The 15,752-nt window shown below is 70.5% G+C and carries 12 protein-coding genes and 1 pseudogene; 2 read left to right on the forward strand and 11 right to left on the reverse strand.

Annotated features, from left to right (window positions below; all coding sequences use genetic code 11):
* The first annotated feature begins 63 nt into the window (after window positions 1-63).
* Together AB0N06_RS24480 and AB0N06_RS24485 are read left to right on the forward strand one after the other, a co-directional pair.
* Window positions 64-1,197 (forward strand): PQQ-dependent sugar dehydrogenase, encoded by a 1,134-nt coding sequence (locus AB0N06_RS24480; RefSeq protein ID WP_366136818.1) that lies wholly within the window; start codon window positions 64-66, stop codon window positions 1,195-1,197.
* 37 nt (window positions 1,198-1,234) lie between these two features.
* A pseudogene (locus AB0N06_RS24485) lies at window positions 1,235-1,384 on the forward strand (DUF6191 domain-containing protein); the annotation flags it as partial.
* A gap of 185 nt (window positions 1,385-1,569) precedes the next feature.
* Here the strand turns inward: AB0N06_RS24485 and AB0N06_RS24490 are convergent.
* The 11 genes from AB0N06_RS24490 to gatC all read right to left on the reverse strand — a co-directional run bounded on the left by AB0N06_RS24490 (window position 1,570) and on the right by gatC (window position 15,421).
* Window positions 1,570-4,692 (reverse strand): AAA family ATPase, encoded by a 3,123-nt coding sequence (locus AB0N06_RS24490; protein WP_366136819.1) that lies wholly within the window; start codon window positions 4,690-4,692, stop codon window positions 1,570-1,572.
* 58 nt (window positions 4,693-4,750) lie between these two features.
* Window positions 4,751-4,924, reverse strand: coding sequence for a hypothetical protein (locus AB0N06_RS24495; protein ID WP_366136804.1), 174 nt, complete (start codon window positions 4,922-4,924; stop codon window positions 4,751-4,753).
* Between the two features lie 384 nt (window positions 4,925-5,308).
* A complete protein-coding gene (locus AB0N06_RS24500; RefSeq protein ID WP_366136805.1) occupies window positions 5,309-5,959 on the reverse strand; it encodes a hypothetical protein in 651 nt (216 codons plus the stop codon).
* 102 nt (window positions 5,960-6,061) lie between these two features.
* Window positions 6,062-6,616, reverse strand: a complete 555-nt coding sequence (locus tag AB0N06_RS24505) for a GNAT family protein (protein WP_366136806.1) — start codon at window positions 6,614-6,616, stop codon at window positions 6,062-6,064.
* Between the two features lie 21 nt (window positions 6,617-6,637).
* The gene (locus tag AB0N06_RS24510; protein WP_366136807.1) at window positions 6,638-8,857 is read right to left on the reverse strand and encodes an MMPL family transporter; all 2,220 of its coding nucleotides are present in this window, start codon (window positions 8,855-8,857) and stop codon (window positions 6,638-6,640) included.
* Window positions 8,858-9,023: 166 nt separating this feature from the next.
* Window positions 9,024-9,158, reverse strand: a complete 135-nt coding sequence (locus tag AB0N06_RS24515; protein ID WP_366136808.1) for a hypothetical protein — start codon at window positions 9,156-9,158, stop codon at window positions 9,024-9,026.
* Between the two features lie 216 nt (window positions 9,159-9,374).
* Window positions 9,375-11,486 carry a phosphocholine-specific phospholipase C gene (locus tag AB0N06_RS24520; protein WP_366136809.1) on the reverse strand — a complete coding sequence of 704 codons (2,112 nt, stop codon included), beginning with the start codon at window positions 11,484-11,486 and terminating at the stop codon, window positions 9,375-9,377.
* Between the two features lie 369 nt (window positions 11,487-11,855).
* Entirely contained in the window at window positions 11,856-13,364 is a 1,509-nt protein-coding gene (gene gatB / locus AB0N06_RS24525; RefSeq protein ID WP_366136810.1) for an Asp-tRNA(Asn)/Glu-tRNA(Gln) amidotransferase subunit GatB, read from the reverse strand.
* 16 nt (window positions 13,365-13,380) lie between these two features.
* On the reverse strand, window positions 13,381-13,620 hold the full coding sequence (locus AB0N06_RS24530) for a hypothetical protein (protein ID WP_037690052.1): 240 nt from the start codon (window positions 13,618-13,620) through the stop codon (window positions 13,381-13,383).
* The gene (gene gatA, locus AB0N06_RS24535; RefSeq protein WP_366136811.1) at window positions 13,617-15,119 is read right to left on the reverse strand and encodes an Asp-tRNA(Asn)/Glu-tRNA(Gln) amidotransferase subunit GatA; all 1,503 of its coding nucleotides are present in this window, start codon (window positions 15,117-15,119) and stop codon (window positions 13,617-13,619) included. Before gatA ends, AB0N06_RS24530 begins: the two co-directional genes overlap by 4 nt.
* Window positions 15,120-15,124: 5 nt before the next feature.
* Complete coding sequence (gene gatC / locus AB0N06_RS24540; RefSeq protein ID WP_358862620.1) at window positions 15,125-15,421, reverse strand: Asp-tRNA(Asn)/Glu-tRNA(Gln) amidotransferase subunit GatC; 297 nt, start codon at window positions 15,419-15,421, stop codon at window positions 15,125-15,127.
* Window positions 15,422-15,752 lie beyond the last annotated feature (331 nt).

Genomic DNA, 15,752 nt, shown 5'->3' on the forward strand with positions numbered 1-15,752 from the left:
TTCGGATCGCCGAGAACCCCTGCGGGACACCCACGCGTCCTCCCGGGCGCGCGCCGCGCGGCGGTGGCCGCGCTGGCTGCGGGCTCGCTGCTGCTGTCCGCGGGATGCTCGTCGAACGACGACTCGGGAAACACGCGGGTCCGCTCCACGGGCGCACCCGCCAGGGTGTCCTCCTCTCCACCGTCAGCGAAGGGCTCGGTGAAGGTGGTGTCGACGCTGACGGAGGGGCTCGCTTCTCCATGGGGGCTGGCGGAGCTGCCGAGCGGCGATCTGCTGGTGTCCTCGCGCGACCGGAGAACGATCACCCGGATCGACGGCAGCACGGGGAAGCAGACGCTGGTGGGCACCGTGCCCGGCGTGTCGCCCGCCGGGGAGGGCGGGTTGCTGGGAATCGCGGTCTCCCCGGCGTTTGACACGGACCATCTGGTGTACGCGTACTTCACGACCGCGTCCGACAACCGCATCGCCCGCATGCGGTACGACGGGACCGGCAGGGCTCCCGGCCGGCAGCTGGGTGCACCGCACACGATCCTGCGGGGCATCCCGAAGGGCTACATCCACAACGGCGGCCGGATCGCCTTCGGCCCGGACGGCATGCTGTACGCGGGCACGGGCGAGACAGGGCAGACCAGGGAGCTCGCACAGGACAAGAAGTCCCTGGCGGGCAAGATCCTGCGGATGACCCCGGACGGCAGACCGGCACCGGGCAACCCCGTGCCCGGCTCGCTGATGTATTCGTACGGGCACCGCAATGTGCAGGGTCTGGCCTGGGACGGGCAGAAACGGCTGTGGGCGTCCGAATTCGGGCAGGACACCTGGGACGAGCTGAATCAGATCGTGCCCAGGGGGAATTACGGCTGGCCGAAATACGAGGGCAAGGTGGGCAAGGCGGGCTTTGTCGACCCCGTGGCCCAGCGGAGACCGTCCGAGGCATCCCCGAGCGGGATCGCCTTCGCCCAGGGCTCGATCTGGATGGCGGCCCTGCGCGGTGAGCGGCTCTGGAGGATTCCGCTGTCCGGCACCCCGGGCAGGGAACCTCTGGCGGCCCCGCAGTCGTTTCTGCAAGGGCAGTACGGCCGTCTGCGCACGGTGCTCGCAGCGGGCAGCGACAGACTCTGGCTGGTCACCAGCAACACGGACACCCGCGGCACCCCGAAACCGGGAGACGACAGAATCCTGGTGCTTCAGGTGCGGTAGCGGCGACAGGCGACAGAAGGTGAAAGGGTGCGAGCCGGTGTTCAACTTCTTCGAGGAACTCTTCGCCCCGAGCCGTAAGCACGCCGCGGAAGAACAGAAGCGGCTGGAGCTGACCCGGGTGGATCTGGGCACGGGTGACCCCGCCCGCGGCCCGGTGGACCTGAGCTCGGGAAAGGTGACGGTGCGCGTCCCCGGTCCTGAGGGGACCCCGCCACCCCCGCCGCCGGCCCCCCGTCAGGACCCAGAAGACACCGAGGCCCCCTCAAGCCGCTCAGGCCCGTCCGGCGATTGAGGACGAAACGGTCACCGGACGGCCCGGGTACCCGCTCCCCGCACCGGCCCCGCTCCTTCGCCCCCCATGTGCCGGTTGGTCTAAGACGCCCCGTTGCCCGGGTACAGGCGGAGGCGGTGCGCCAGGGCCGCAGCCTCGCCGCGGCTGGAGACACCGAGCTTGGCAAGGATGTTCGAGACATGCACGCTCGCGGTCTTGGGCGAGATGTACAGCTCCTCGGCAATCCGCCGGTTCGTATGCCCCGCAGCGACAAGCCGGTGCACGTCCTGCTCGCGCCTCGTCAGCCCGAACGACTCCACTGCCGCGACGGCCGCGTCCTGGAGCTGGTCCTCGGAGTGCCCCCGCTCCGGGGCCCCGCCCCTGGAACCCGCCTCGGCCGGGACGGTGACGGCGACCGGAATCTCGTCGGGCGAGGGAGCGAGCGGGATGCGCGCGCGGCCGGCCAGCAGCTCGATGGTCTCGGTCAGCGGGCGCGCGCCGAGCCATTCGGCGATGCTGTGGGCGTCGCGCAGGAGACCGGCCGCCGTGGCACGGTCACCGGAGGCGACGAGGATGGCCTCCGCCCAGCGGTGGTGGACCTGGGCCCGTTCGTACGGGCGGGAGAGGGGGGCGAAGGCGTCAGCCGCGCGGGACCAGTGGTCGGGAGTGTCGGCGCCCTCCGCCCGGGCCAGCTCGGCGTTGATCAGCAGACCGTACGCGGCCCAGACCGGGACGAACATGGGCAGCTGCCCCAGGTGCTTGCGGATGAGGGCGAGGACCGCAGGCCGGCCGGGCTCCGCGGCGGGCAGCCCGCGGGCGTCCGCCTCCGCCGTGGCAGCGGTATGGAGGAGCGGCAGGGCGTACCGCTGGGTGCCGGGCGGGAAACCCTGCTCCGCCTGCGCCTCGAAGGCGGCCCGCGCCTCCAGGAGGCGCCCCTGCTGCACGGCGAGGGTCATGGCATGACGCACGGGATTGATGAGGTGCTGGGGCTGCGGGTCGCGTGAACCGAAGTTCCGCCGAGTCAGCGCGAGCTGGACCTCGGCCTCGGCGAAGTCGCCTCGGGCGAGGGCCAGCTCGGTGCGGATCGCGGCCACGAAGCCCTGCGCCTTGCTGGACTGTGCGGTGCGGGCCGCCGCATCCGTGGTCGCCCGGCTCTCGTCCCAGTGGCCGAGGGAGAAGTACGACGTCGCCTGGTTGGCGCGGACCCACGCCTCCATGTCGGCGACACCGTGGCTGTGGCAGACCTCGATGCCGTGGTCCGCGGCGGCGACCGCTTCCAGGGAGCGGCCCATGGCTTCGAGCGTCGAGGGGAGGTTGATGCTGGCGCGGCCCATGAGGCCCACGAGGTGGAGTTCATCGGCCCGGTCGCGGACGGCGTACATCTCGGCGATGCCCTCCTCGATACCGCCCGCATCAGCAGTGAGCCAGCCGCGGGTGAGCCGTGCGTGAAGTTCGATGTACTCGTCGCCGACGAGCTGCGCGTACTCCACGGCCCGGTCGACTGCGGCGAGCGTCTCCTCGCCCGGGCGGTGCATGGCACCCCATCCGGCCACGCTCATGAGGACATCGGCGTGAACGGCGGACGGGGGCAGGCCACGGACCAGGTCCTGGGCGATGGCCAGTTCCTGCCAGCCGTCGCCCCGGGCGAGGTCCTGCGTCAGCCGGGAGCGCTGCACCCAGAACCAGGCGGCCCGAAGCGGGTCGGGGTCGTCCTCCAGGACCCGTATGGCCTTCTTGGAGATGGCGAGGGCGCGTTCGCGTTCGCCGCCGAAACGGGCAGCAACGGTGGCTTCGGCCATCAGGTCGAGATAGCGGAGCGGGGTGGTCTCGGGGTCACAGCCACAGGCCGGGTAGACCTCTGCGTAGTCGATGGGGCGCAGGGTGCGGCGTATCTCGTCGGGGACGTCGTCCCACAGTTCCATCGCGCGTTCCAGCAGCCGGAGTTGCTCGGTGAAGGCGTAGCGGCGGCGGGCCTCGACGGAGGCCTTCAGTACGGCGGGAAGGGCCTTGGCCGGATCGTGGGCGCCGTACCAGTAGCTGGCCAGGCGCGTGGCGCGTTCGCCTGTGCGGACGAGCGTGGGGTCGGCCTCCAGCGCCTCGGCGTAGCGGCGGTTGAGGCGGGAGCGTTCGCCGGGCAGCAGGTCGTCGCTGACGGCTTCGCGGACCAGCGAGTGCCGGAAGCGGTAGCCGTTGCCCTCCCCTGTGGTGAGCAGCAGGTTGGCGCCGACGGCTCCGCGCAGCGCCGCGATGAGTTCGTCCTCGGCCAGTCCGCAGACCGCGGCCAGCAGTTCGTACTCGACGGTGGAGCCGCCTTCGGCGATGATCCGGGCGATCTTCTGGGCATCCTCGGAGAGCGCTTCGACGCGGACGAGAAGGAGGTCGCGGAGCGAGTCGGAGAGTCTGGCGCTGTCGCCGCACTCCAGGCTGCAGGCGAGCTCTTCGACGAAGAAGGCGTTGCCGTCGGAGCGTTCGAAGATCTCGTCCACGAGGGCGGGCTCGGGGGTGGCCGCGAGAATGCCGGTGAGCTGACGGCGGACTTCGGCGTGGCTGAACCGGGCGAGCTCGATCCGGCGGACGGTGCGGAGGCGGTCCAGTTCGGCGAGGAGGGGGCGCAGGGGGTGGCGGCGGTGGATGTCGTCGGCCCGGTAGGTACCGATGACGACGAGGCGGCCGCTGCGCAGCGTGCGGAAGAGATAGGCGAGGAGGTGCCGGGTGGAGGCGTCGGCCCAGTGCAGGTCCTCCAGGACGAAAACGACGGGCCGGTCCGCGGAAATGCGTTCCAGCAGCCGGGCGGTGAGCTCGAAGAGTCGGGCGGTGCCGTGCTCGTCGGTGGCGTCCCGGTCGGCCTCGCCGAGTTCGGGGAGGAGCCGGGCCAGTTCACCTTCCTGCCCGGCGCAGGCTGCGGCCATCTCCTCGGGCAGAGTGCGGCGCAGGGCGCGCAGGGCCGTGGAGAACGGGGCGTACGGCAGCCCGTCGGCGCCGATCTCCACGCAGCCGCCGACGGCGACGACTGCCTCGCGGCGGCCGGCCGCGATCAGGAATTCCTCGACCAGCCGCGTCTTGCCGACGCCGGCCTCACCGCCGATGAGCAGCGCCTGCGGCTCCCCGGCGCCGTCGGGGTGTCCGCCGGTTGCGCGGACGAGCGCATCGGTGAGCAAGGTGAGTTCGCCTGCGCGACCGACGAACACGGGACTGACAGACCTGGTCTCCACGCCGCCGAGCATCGCACATGGGTGCGACACCACGACGGCGGGAGGGAATTCGGTGGTCATCTCACGCCCGTTACGCGGCGTGGACGAACCTGTTCCGTAGCGAACTCACCGCCCCCTCGTCCTCCTTGTGTCCGGACCGGCGAGCGGCGCGGCGGTCCCGGCGGACCTGCCGGAGGACGCGCTCGTGCTCGGCCCGGTGCAGGAGTTCGGCTTCCCTGATCTTGTGGAGGTCGTACGCGTACATGTGGTTCTCCTGGATGTCGACGGCCCGGTGGGGCCTGGCGGAGGGGCAGTTGGTGCGACGGTCCCGGTTCTGCCGGGCTCGTTCTCTGCCGTGCCTCCACTTTCGTCTTCCAGGGGGTGTCGCCACATCGGGCGACTTCCGCATCTCTACGGGGCGGGGGGCCTTAGGCGCAGGCGACAGGTGCCGCATGCGGGCCAAAGCCCCCCGGGCAGATGCCTTACGGCCTGCCCCACGATAGGGAGTGGGCTCCCAACGCCCTGCGACGCCGCTCGCTGATCCACTCCCTATCGTGGGGCAGGCCGATAGACCGACCGGCACGCACGCTCGATCGGCCAGCTCTGGCCGGGCCGATCACCCGCCCCAGCTGCGGCCCGATCGCCTGTCTCAGCCGGCGGCGCCCGCGGTCGGCAGGGGAACGATGAGGTCGAAGTACATGCCGGCGGAGATCAGTACGCCGAGGACACCGAGTGCGATTCCGGCGGTCGCCACGGCGCGGACCCAGCCGGGCTGCGGGTCCCTGGCAGGTGCGCCGAAGGCCGGGCGGACCAGGGCGAAGACGCCGACCAGCAGGGCGAGGAGCGCGAAGAGGCCGTTGACAAGGGCGGTGGAGTGCCAGGCGTCGCCGTAGATCTCGGAGATCTGCTGGGCCACGGAGCCACCGGAGGCAGTCTTTATCTGGCCCAGCAGGGTCTCCCGCTCGGCGGCGACCCGGCCCGGCCATGCCCCGGTGAGGCCGACGACGCCGAGGCCGACGGCGACGACGGCCGCGGCGGCCGCGCCGAGCCCGGACGGCGCCCGGCGGAAGTCGTCGTCCTTCGGATCGAAGTCGAGGTCCGGATCGGAGTCCGAGTCGGCGCTGCTGCCGTGCCCGGGACCGTCGCCCGGCGCCCGTCCGCCCTCGGCTTCGCCCTCCGCCTCGTCGGACACATCGGAAGCGTCCGACGCGCCCTTCACAAGCGTCGTGGACGTCGTGTCCGTGGCTTCGGGTTCCTCGGTGGCAGGGGCTTCGGTGGTCTTGGACGTTGTGGTGTTCATGCGCCGCACGCTAGGCGGCCTGGATGAGAACCCTCTTAACGTCCGCGGCCGGTCCGGTACCGCCCGGCCCGGAGCGGACCCGCACCGGGCAGCAGTCCCGTCTCAGCCCCGCTGAGCGCGCCACTCGGGTGCCAGCACGGACCAGATCTCCGAGTCGTGCCGTGTCCCCCGGTACGGGTAGCTCTCGCGGAGCACCCCGTCGCGCGTCATGCCGAGCCGCTTCGCGACCGCGACACTGCGGGTGTTGGCGGAGGACGCCACCCACTCCACGCGGTGCATCCCGCGCTCCTCGACCGCCCAGTCGATCAGCTTGCGCACCGCCCGGGTCACCAGACCGCGCCCCTCTCCCGCGGACTCCAGCCAGCAGCCGACCTCGCAGTTCCCGGACTCGGTGTCGAAGATCCGGAAGAGGACGCCGCCGACGAGCGTGCCGTCCAGCCAGATGCCGTACAGCCGGCCCGTGTCGGCCGCCTGCTTGTCGGCGTACCGCTGCAGCAGGGCGCGCGCCGATTCGAGATCGGTGGCGAAGGCCGCGAACGGGATCCACGGGTCGACGAGCTCGCGGGCCCGGTCGATATGCGCGAGGAACTCCTCCGCCTGCCAGACTTCCAGCGGGCGCAGTTCCGCACCGTCGTCACCCAGGGATACCGCGAACATCGTGCTCCTCCAACTGCCGTGTCAGTGGACGCGCTGCGCGGCCGGTTCGTCGTCCTCGCTGCTGCGCGCCGAATGAATTTTCGCACGCGGGGCCCGGCAGTCGGGCGGCTCGATGCTGATGCGTGGCAGCCATGGGTCCAGCCGGCGCGGCAGCCACCAGTTGGCGCCGCCCAGCATGTGCATCAGGGCCGGAACCAGCAGGGTGCGCAGGACGAAGGCGTCCAGGGCGACCGCGGCGGCGAGTGCGATGCCGAACATCGCGATGACCCGGTCTCCGCTGAGGACGAAGGCGAGGAAGACGGAGATCATGATCACCGCGGCGGAATTGATCACCCGGCTGGTCTCGGCAAGGCCGACCCGGACCGCCCGCCGGTTGTCGCCGGTCTCCAGCCACTCCTCGTACATCCGGCCGACGAGGAACACCTGGTAGTCCATGGAGAGGCCGAAGAGCACGGAGACCATGATGACCGGGAGGAAGGGTTCGATGGGCCCGGCGCTGCCCAGCCCCAGCAGTTCGCTCCCCCACCCCCACTGGAAGATCGCGACGACGACGCCGAAGGAAGAGGCGACGGCGGCCACATTCATGACGGCCGCCTTCAGCGGGATTGCGATCGACCGGAACGCCAGCAGCAGGAGCAGGCAGCCGAGCCCGATGACCGCGCCGACGAAGAGCGGGAGTCTGCCGATGATGACCTGGGCGAAGTCGTCGTAGCCGGCCGTCACACCGCCCACGTACGCGTGCAGTGAGGTGTTCTCCTCGGTGTGCGGCAGGACGTCCGTGCGCAGCCGGTCGACGAGTGCGCTGGTCTCCCGCGACTGCGGCGACGAGGCCGGGACGACGGTGACGAAGGCCGCGTCGCCGCTGCTGTTGTACGTGACCGGGCTGACCGAGGCGACACCGTCGGTGGCCCGAAGCGTGGCGGGCAGACTGTCCATCGCGAGCCGGTCGTCGGCCCCGTCGAGCTGCGCGGCGATGGTCAGCGGGCCGTTGACGCCGGGCCCGAATCCATCGGCCAGCAGGTCGTACGCCTGCCGGGTGGTGGTCGACGCGGCGTTGTTGCCCTGGTCGGAGCTGCCGAGATGGAGCGCGAACGTGGGCAGTGCGAGGACGAGCATCACCACAGCGGCGACCGCGCCGAGCAGTTTGGGGTGGCGTTCGACAAACGCCGACCAGCGCGCGGCGAAACCGGTGGGCAGCTCGGGCCGCGGTCCGTGCTCGGCGAGCTGCTTGCGCTCGCGCCGGTTCAGCGCCCGCATCCCGATGAAGGAGAGCAGCGCGGGCAGCAGGGTCACGGAGGCGGCCACGGTCAGCACCACGGTGAGCGAGGCGGCGATCGCGACGCCGTTGAGGAAACCGAGCCGCAGGATGAGCATGCCGAGCAGGGCGATGCAGACGGTGGCCCCGGCGAAGACGACGGCGCGCCCGGTCGTCGCAACGGCGTTCTGCGCCGCCTCGGCGACCGTCATGCCGCGCCGCAGTCCTGTGCGGTGCCGGGTGACGATGAACAGCGCGTAGTCGATGCCGACGCCGAGCCCTATCAGCATGCCGAGCATGGGGGCGAAGTCGGCGACAGTCATCAGGTGCCCGAGCAGCACGATGGCCGCGTACGCCGTTCCGACCGAGACGAGGGCGGTGGCGATGGGCAGCAGGCTGGCGGCGAGCGAGCCGAAGGCGAGGAAGAGGACGACCGCGGCGACGACCACTCCGATGGCCTCGCTGAGATGGGCGGACGGTGCTTCGGTGAGGGCGACGGCGGAGCCGCCCAGCTCCACCTGGAGTCCGTCGCCGGCGGCCGCCTTCGCGGTGTCGACGACGGACCGGGCCTGCTGCACCGGGATGTCGTCGGCCTGATGGTCGAAGGTGATCGTGGCGTAGGCGGTGTGTCCGTCCGCGCTGATCTGCCCCGCGCCGGAGGCTCCGTAGGGCCCGGTGACGCCGCCGACGCCGGGCAGTTGCTCGATCGTGTGAAGCGTCCGGGTCATCGTCTGCCGGACGTCGGCGGCCCGGACGGTGGAGTCGGTGGTGTGCCAGACGACGGTGTCGGTGTCGCCGCCGAGGTCCGTGAATCCGCTCCCCAGCAGGTCGGTCGCCCGCCCGGACTCGGTGCCGGGCACGTCGTAGTTGTTGGAGTACGCGGACCCCGCGAACCCCGCCGCGGTGGCCGCGCCGCCGAGGGCGAGCAGCCAGATGAGGACGGCGAGGAGACGGTGCCTTATGCACCAGCGGGCGATGGCGGCCAACGGACGTGCTCCCTGGTGGTTCGTGGATCTTTTTCGGGAGATCTGATGAACAGCCCGCAAAGAACACATGACCTGAGGATCGTCACTCTTGCAGCCCTCAGTGATCCTTTGCCTGTTTCGTGGCGATGCTCACAAGGACTGATATTTCCGCTACGCGCACCGCCGGTTACTGACCCCGCGTCGCCCTCCGACGCCTCGTCGCCGCCTCCATGGATTCCTGCTGCTCCTCCTCCTCCGCTTCCTCCTCCGCCTGCGGCTCGTCCTCGTACTGCTCCTCGATCGCGGCGATGCCCTTCGCCACGCCTCCGCACGTTGGACGGGACAGATGCGCGGCTCGCTGCCGAAGCCGCCGTCGGTCCCGGGTGCGCTGCAGATGCCGGGGCGTAGAGGTGGGGTTCGCCTCGTCCGGGGCGGACCCCGTCGTGACGCCGGACCAGTTCTCGATCGGTTCAGTCGTGATCGCGAATACGTCCGTCGCCGGGGCACGGTTCCGCGTGTCCGCGGCGGTGCCCGGCGGTCAGCCGGAGACGCTCGCCCGGCCGTTCTCGATGTGCCCCATCAGTCGGCGGCGGAACACGTCGTCCCCGTCGACGGTGACGGACAGGTCGTACCAGCCGTGCGCGTCGGCGGCCGAGTGGACGACCGTACGACTCCGGCCGGGCTTGACCTTGATGGTCCGGGTCCAGTCGCGCAGGTCCGCCTCGTCGACGTACCCGAGCGGCCGGACGGTGAAGGTGAGCGTCCGCTGCCCCGTATTGCGCAGGGTGACGTGCAGATCGCGCTCGTGGGCATCGATCCAGGTGGCGACCTCGGGCCCGCCGGCGGCAGGTCCTGCGAACTCGCGCCGGAAGCCGTTCGGCCCGGTCACCGTGAACCGGTACGCGTCACCGGTGAGGGGGACCGTCCATTGCGCCGTGCCCCGTACATCCTGGTGCTGGGGTACGGGAAACTCGCCCGCGTACGGGTACAGCGCGAAGTGCGCCGACGAACGGCCCGTGTTGCTCAGGGCCACCCGCACTGCCCCGTTCGCCACGGTCGACTGGGCGTCCGGCTGGTACGGCAGCGGACGGGCGGGCCGGACACCGGGCTCCTGTACGGGCATCTGCTGGACGGCCGGCGGCTTCGGCTGCCAGCGTCCGCTGAACGGCGGAACGACGCCAGGCTGCTCGATCTCGGGCCTGCGCCGCCCGCGCGTGAAGTCGAACGCAGAGGTCAGATCGCCGGTGACGGTGCGCCGCCACTGACTGATGTTCGGCTCCTTCACTCCCGTCCACCGCTCCAGGAAGCGGATCACCGAGGTGTGGTCGAAGACCTCGGAGCAGACGTAGCCGCCCACGGTCCACGGCGACACGACGAGCAGCGGCACCCGTACGCCGAGGCCGGTGGGCTTGGACTCCCACTGTTCCTCGGTCACCTCGGGCGGTGCCACGGGCGGCGGGACGTGGTCGAAGAAGCCGTCGTTCTCGTCGTAGTTGATGATGACGGCGGTGTGCTGCCACACATCGGGGTGCTTGCCCAGCGCGTCCAGGACCTTGTAGACGATCGTCGCGCTGTGGATCGGGGAGGAGACGCTCGGGTGCTCCGAGTCGACCGCCGAGGGCACCAGGTAGGAGACCTCGGGCAGCGTGCCCGCCGCCACGTCCGCGGCGAACGCGTCGGCCAGCTTGCCGGTCTCGACCCGGCGCAGCGCCCGCTCGAACAGGCTGCGTTCCGTGTCCGTCAGCGTGGCGACACCGTCCTCCAGCAGACCGAGCAGCCTGGCCCGCTCGGCCGCGTCGTCCGTGTCACGGACGGCCGCGTAGAAGGACTCCATGTAGGTGTGTCCGCCGGTCTTCGCCAGCGCCTTGCGGGCGATCGCCTTGAAGGTGGCGAAGAACTCGATCTGGTTGTCGGTGAAGTTCTCCCACTCGGTGTACGTCTTCCAGCTGTGCCCGGCCTCCTCCAGCCGTTCCGCGTACGTGGACCAGTCGTACCCCCGATGCGTGCCCTCGTTGTACGCGTCGTTGCCGACCGCCCGCTTGCCGTTCGCCTCGAAGCCCGTCTTCCCGCTCCACAGGTGGTTGCGGTTGGGGCTGGTGGAGGTGTGGATGGACGAGTGGTAGGCGTCGCAGACGGTGAAGGTGTCGGCCAGTTCGTAGTGCAGGGGGATGTCGCGACGGTCGTAGTACGCCATGGTGGCGGCCGTCTTCGCGGTCACCCAGCCGTTCATCCAGCCGCCGGCCCATGCCTTGCCGCCGCCGCTCCAGGAGTGGTCGAGGGCGCCTATGTACTGGAGGTCCTTCTTCTGCGTCGCGGCGGCGTCCCGGACCGGGAAGGGCAGCACGGAGGTGCCTGCCGCGCCCGGCTGCTCGAAGACCGGCTTTCCGGAGGGCAGCTCGATCGCATTGCGGTCGCCGAATCCGCGTACGCCGCGCAGGGTCCCGAAGTAGTGATCGAAAGAACGATTCTCCTGCATCAGGATCACCACGTGCCTGATGTCCCCGAGCCCGCCGCCGGACCCCGCCGAAGTCGAAGGCTGTGCGGCCATCGCGGCCTGCAGCGACGGCGGCAGCAGCGAACCGGCCGCCGCGACGCCGAGCGCGCCGCCACCCAGTGCGAAGAGCCGACGCCGTGAAATGTCCGTGTTCAAGTTGAGCCTCCCGAGTCCGGTCGTACAGCGGGGAAGCTATTGAAGGCAGGTGGCTGCGGAAAGGCCACCGCACGGCCCGGCGGTGAACGTCCAAGAGGTCGCCCGGGAAAATCCAACCCGCGGGCCGCCGGTCCGAGCCCGGGCGTCGGTGAACGGCACGGCGCCGATGACGACGCCCAGCAGGGCCGCGGGTACGGCAACGGCCTTACGACGGCGAATGCCGGCACCGCGAGAAGCGCGACGAAGACGGTTTCGGCGGTGACGGCGTTCAGCGGACCTTCTCCCGGGCACGGGAAGAACAGGAAGGGGCGGTGCACCCGGCCAAACGGGTGCACCGCCCCTTCATCCGCATGCGGCGGAGGGAAGGGCTCAGCCTTCGACGCCGAGCTTCTCCAGGATCAGCTCGCGGACGCGGGCGGCGTCCGCCTGGCCGCGGGTGGCCTTCATGACCGCGCCGACGAGCGCGCCCGCCGCCGCGACCTTGCCGCCGCGGATCTTGTCCGCGATGGCCGCGTTGGCGGCAATGGCCTCGTCGACGGCCGTGCCCAGCGCGCCCTCGTCCGAGACGACCTTCAGGCCGCGCTTCTCGACGACGGTGTCCGGGTCGCCCTCGCCCGCGAGGACACCCTCGATGACCTGGCGCGCCAGCTTGTCGTTGAGGTCGCCGGAGGCGACGAGCTCGGTCACCCGGGCGACCTGCGCCGGGGTGATCGCCAGCTCGTCCAGGGCGGTGCCGGTCTCGTTGGAGTGACGGGCCAGCTCGCCCATCCACCACTTGCGGGCCTGGTCCGACGGGGCGCCCGCCTCGGTCGTGGCGACGATCAGGTCGACCGCGCCCGCGTTGAGGATGGACTGCATGTCGTGCTCGGAGGCACCCCACTCCTCGCGCAGCCGGTTGCGGCGTACGCGCGGCAGCTCGGGGAGGCCCTTGCGGAGCTCCTCGACCCAGTCGCGGGCCGGAGCGACGGGCACCAGGTCCGGCTCCGGGAAGTAGCGGTAGTCCTCGGCGTTGTCCTTGATGCGGCCGGCCGTGGTGGAGCCGTCCTCCTCGTGGAAGTGCCGGGTCTCCTGCACGACCTCGGCGCCGGAGTTCAGCACCGCGGCGTGGCGCTGGATCTCGTAACGGGCGGCACGCTCGACGGAACGCAGCGAGTTCACGTTCTTCGTCTCGGAGCGCGTACCGAACGTCTCGGTGCCATTGGGGCGCAGCGACAGGTTCACGTCGCAGCGCATCTGGCCCTGCTCCATGCGGGCCTCGGACACGCCGAGCGCCTTGATGAGCTCGCGCAGCTCGGCCACGTACGCCTTGGCGACCTCGGGTGCGCGCGTACCCGCTCCCTCGATCGGCTTGGTGACGATCTCGATGAGCGGAATGCCCGCACGGTTGTAGTCCAGCAGCGAGTGGGACGCGCCCTGGATACGGCCGGTGGCGCCGCCGACGTGCAACGACTTGCCGGTGTCCTCCTCCATGTGGGCACGCTCGATCTGCACCCGGAAGATCTCGCCGTCCTCCAGCTGGACGTCCAGATAGCCGTCGAAGGCGATCGGCTCGTCGTACTGCGAGGTCTGGAAGTTCTTCGGCATGTCCGGATAGAAGTAGTTCTTCCGGGCGAAGCGGCACCACTCGGCGATCTCGCAGTTGAGCGCGAGGCCGATCTTGATGGCGGACTCGACGCCGATCGCGTTGACGACCGGGAGCGAGCCGGGCATGCCGAGGCAGGTCGGGCACGTCTGCGAGTTCGGCTCCGCGCCCAGCTCGGTGGAGCAGCCGCAGAACATCTTGGTCTTGGTGCCGAGCTCGACATGGACCTCAAGGCCCATGACGGGGTCGTACGTCGCGAGGGCGTCCTCGTACGGCACCAGGTCAGTGACAGTCACGGTGAAACTTTCCCTCTCAACCCAGCAGTACGTCGTCGTCGCCCAGGCGCTTCAGCTCTCGGCAGAGCAGAGCGATGCCGGTGGCGATGGCGGCAGCGGAGACGACGGCGTCGACCAGCCGGAGCGTGTCGTGCTCAGAGCGTGCCTTCTTGGCCTGCTTGAGCACGCCGATCGCGCCGAAGGCGGTGGTGCCGATGGACAGGTACGTACCGGTCTTGGACTTCTTGAAGCCCTTGGCCTTGGTCAGTGCGCTCACAGCGAGGGAGCCTCCTCCAGCAGCGGGTGCCCCCACTTTTCCACGAAGGCGGCCTCGACTGCGGCCCCGACCTTGTACAGCCGGTCGTCCTTCATGGCGGGGGCGATGATCTGCAGACCGACCGGCAGGCCGTCCTCCGGTGCCAGACCGCAGGGCAGCGACATGGCGGAGTTGCCGGCCAGGTTCGTCGGGATGGTGCACAGGTCGGCCAGGTACATCGCCATCGGGTCGTCGGTACGCTCGCCGATCGGGAAGGCGGTGGTCGGGGTCGTCGGGGAGACGATGACGTCCACCTGCCCGAAGGCCTTCTCGAAGTCCCGCGTGATGAGCGTGCGGACCTTCTGCGCCGAGCCGTAGTACGCGTCGTAGTAGCCGGAGCTGAGTGCGTACGTCCCGAGGATGACGCGGCGCTTGACCTCGTCACCGAAGCCGGCCTCGCGGGTGAGCGCGGTGACCTCCTCGGCGGACTTCGTGCCGTCGTCGCCGATCCGCAGGCCGTAGCGCATGGCGTCGAAGCGCGCCAGGTTGGACGAGCACTCGGACGGCGCGATCAGGTAGTACGCCGACAGACCCAGGTCGAAGGACGGGCAGTCCAGCTCGACGATCGTGGCGCCGAGCGACTTCAGCAGCTCGACCGACTCGTTGAAGCGCTGGACGACACCGACCTGGTAGCCCTCGCCGGAGAACTGCTTGACGACACCGATGCGCATGCCGTCGACGCTGCCGTTGCGGGCGGCTTCGACGACGGGCGGGACCGGGGCGTCGATGGACGTCGAGTCCAGCGGGTCGTGTCCGGCGATCACCTCGTGCAGGAGGGCCGCGTCCAGGACCGTGCGGGCGCAGGGGCCGCCCTGGTCGAGGGAGGACGAGAAGGCGACCATGCCGTAGCGGGAGACGCCGCCGTAGGTGGGCTTGACGCCGACGGTGCCGGTGACGGCGGCGGGCTGGCGGATGGAACCGCCGGTGTCCGTGCCGATGGCGAGGGGGGCCTCGTACGACGCGAGGGCGGCCGAGGAGCCACCGCCGGAGCCGCCCGGGACGCGGGTGAGGTCCCACGGGTTGCCGGTCGGACCGAAGGCGCTGTTCTCGGTGGAGGACCCCATGGCGAACTCGTCCATGTTGGTCTTGCCGAGGATGACGACGTCGGCCGCCTTCAGCTTCTTGGTCAGGGTCGCGTCGTACGGCGGGACCCAGCCCTCGAGGATCTTCGAGCCGACGGTGGTCGGCATGTCCTTCGTGGTGAAGATGTCCTTCAGCGCGAGCGGGACGCCGGCCAGCGGGCCGAGCTTCTCGCCCGCCGCCTTCTTCGCGTCGACGGCACGGGCCTGCGCGAGCGCGCCCTCACGATCGATGTGCAGGAAGGCGTGGACCTTCTCGTCGACCGCGTCGATCCGGGCCAGGTGCGCCTCGGTGACCTCGACGGCCGTGAGCTCACCGGAGGCGATCTTCGCGGCGATCTCGGCGGCGGTGAGCTTGATGATGGAGCTGTTGTCCGTCATGGTTTTTAGTCCTCCCCCAGGATCTGCGGCACCTTGAAACGCTGCTGCTCCTGGGCCGGGGCGCCGGAGAGCGCCTGCTCGGGGGTGAGCGACGGACGGACCTCGTCCGCGCGCATGACATTGGTCAGCGGCAGCGGGTGGGAGGTCGGCGGTACGTCTTGGTCGGCGACCTCGGAGACGCGGGCGACCGCGCCGATGATGTCGTCGAGCTGACCGGCGAAGTGATCGAGCTCTTCGCCCTTCAGCTCCAGACGCGCCAGCCGGGCGAGGTGGACGACCTCCTCGCGCGTGATGCCAGGCATGCAGCGATCCTCAGGGGTGAGTGTTGTGGTTTTGGCCCCAATCCTATGGGGTCCGCCATGGGAGGGACCGCCACCCATGGAACACTCTGCTCTGATCTGCGCGTATCGGGGCCGGTCGGGCCCGTCGAGAAGGTCCCCGTGTGTGAGGCGTCCTCGATTCCCTGGGGGAGATCGAGGACAGGACACCACTCGCGCGTCCCGGGCTCTCTTCCCTGCCGGCCGGCCCGCCCGCTCACGTCGTCGCCGGACGCGAGGGAATCCCTCGCCCGGGGGACCGCGGCTCCAGCTCGGCCACCCCCGTCGCGGCGGCCGCGGCCGCAGCCGCCGCGGC

Source organism: Streptomyces sp. NPDC051020 (assembly GCF_040683105.1).
In the GTDB taxonomy this organism is placed as follows: Bacteria; Actinomycetota; Actinomycetes; order Streptomycetales; family Streptomycetaceae; genus Streptomyces.

Bases quoted from the DNA above. Each gene is read 5' to 3' on its own strand.
- AB0N06_RS24490 (WP_366136819.1), bottom strand. From the start codon at position 4,692: ATGCTCGGCGGCGTGGAGACCAGGTCTGTCAGTCCCGTGTTCGTCGGT.
- AB0N06_RS24495 (WP_366136804.1), bottom strand. From the start codon at position 4,924: ATGTACGCGTACGACCTCCACAAGATCAGGGAAGCCGAACTCCTGCAC.
- AB0N06_RS24500 (WP_366136805.1), bottom strand. From the start codon at position 5,959: ATGAACACCACAACGTCCAAGACCACCGAAGCCCCTGCCACCGAGGAA.
- AB0N06_RS24505 (WP_366136806.1), bottom strand. From the start codon at position 6,616: ATGTTCGCGGTATCCCTGGGTGACGACGGTGCGGAACTGCGCCCGCTG.
- gatA (WP_366136811.1), bottom strand. From the start codon at position 15,119: ATGACGGACAACAGCTCCATCATCAAGCTCACCGCCGCCGAGATCGCC.
- gatC (WP_358862620.1), bottom strand. From the start codon at position 15,421: ATGCCTGGCATCACGCGCGAGGAGGTCGTCCACCTCGCCCGGCTGGCG.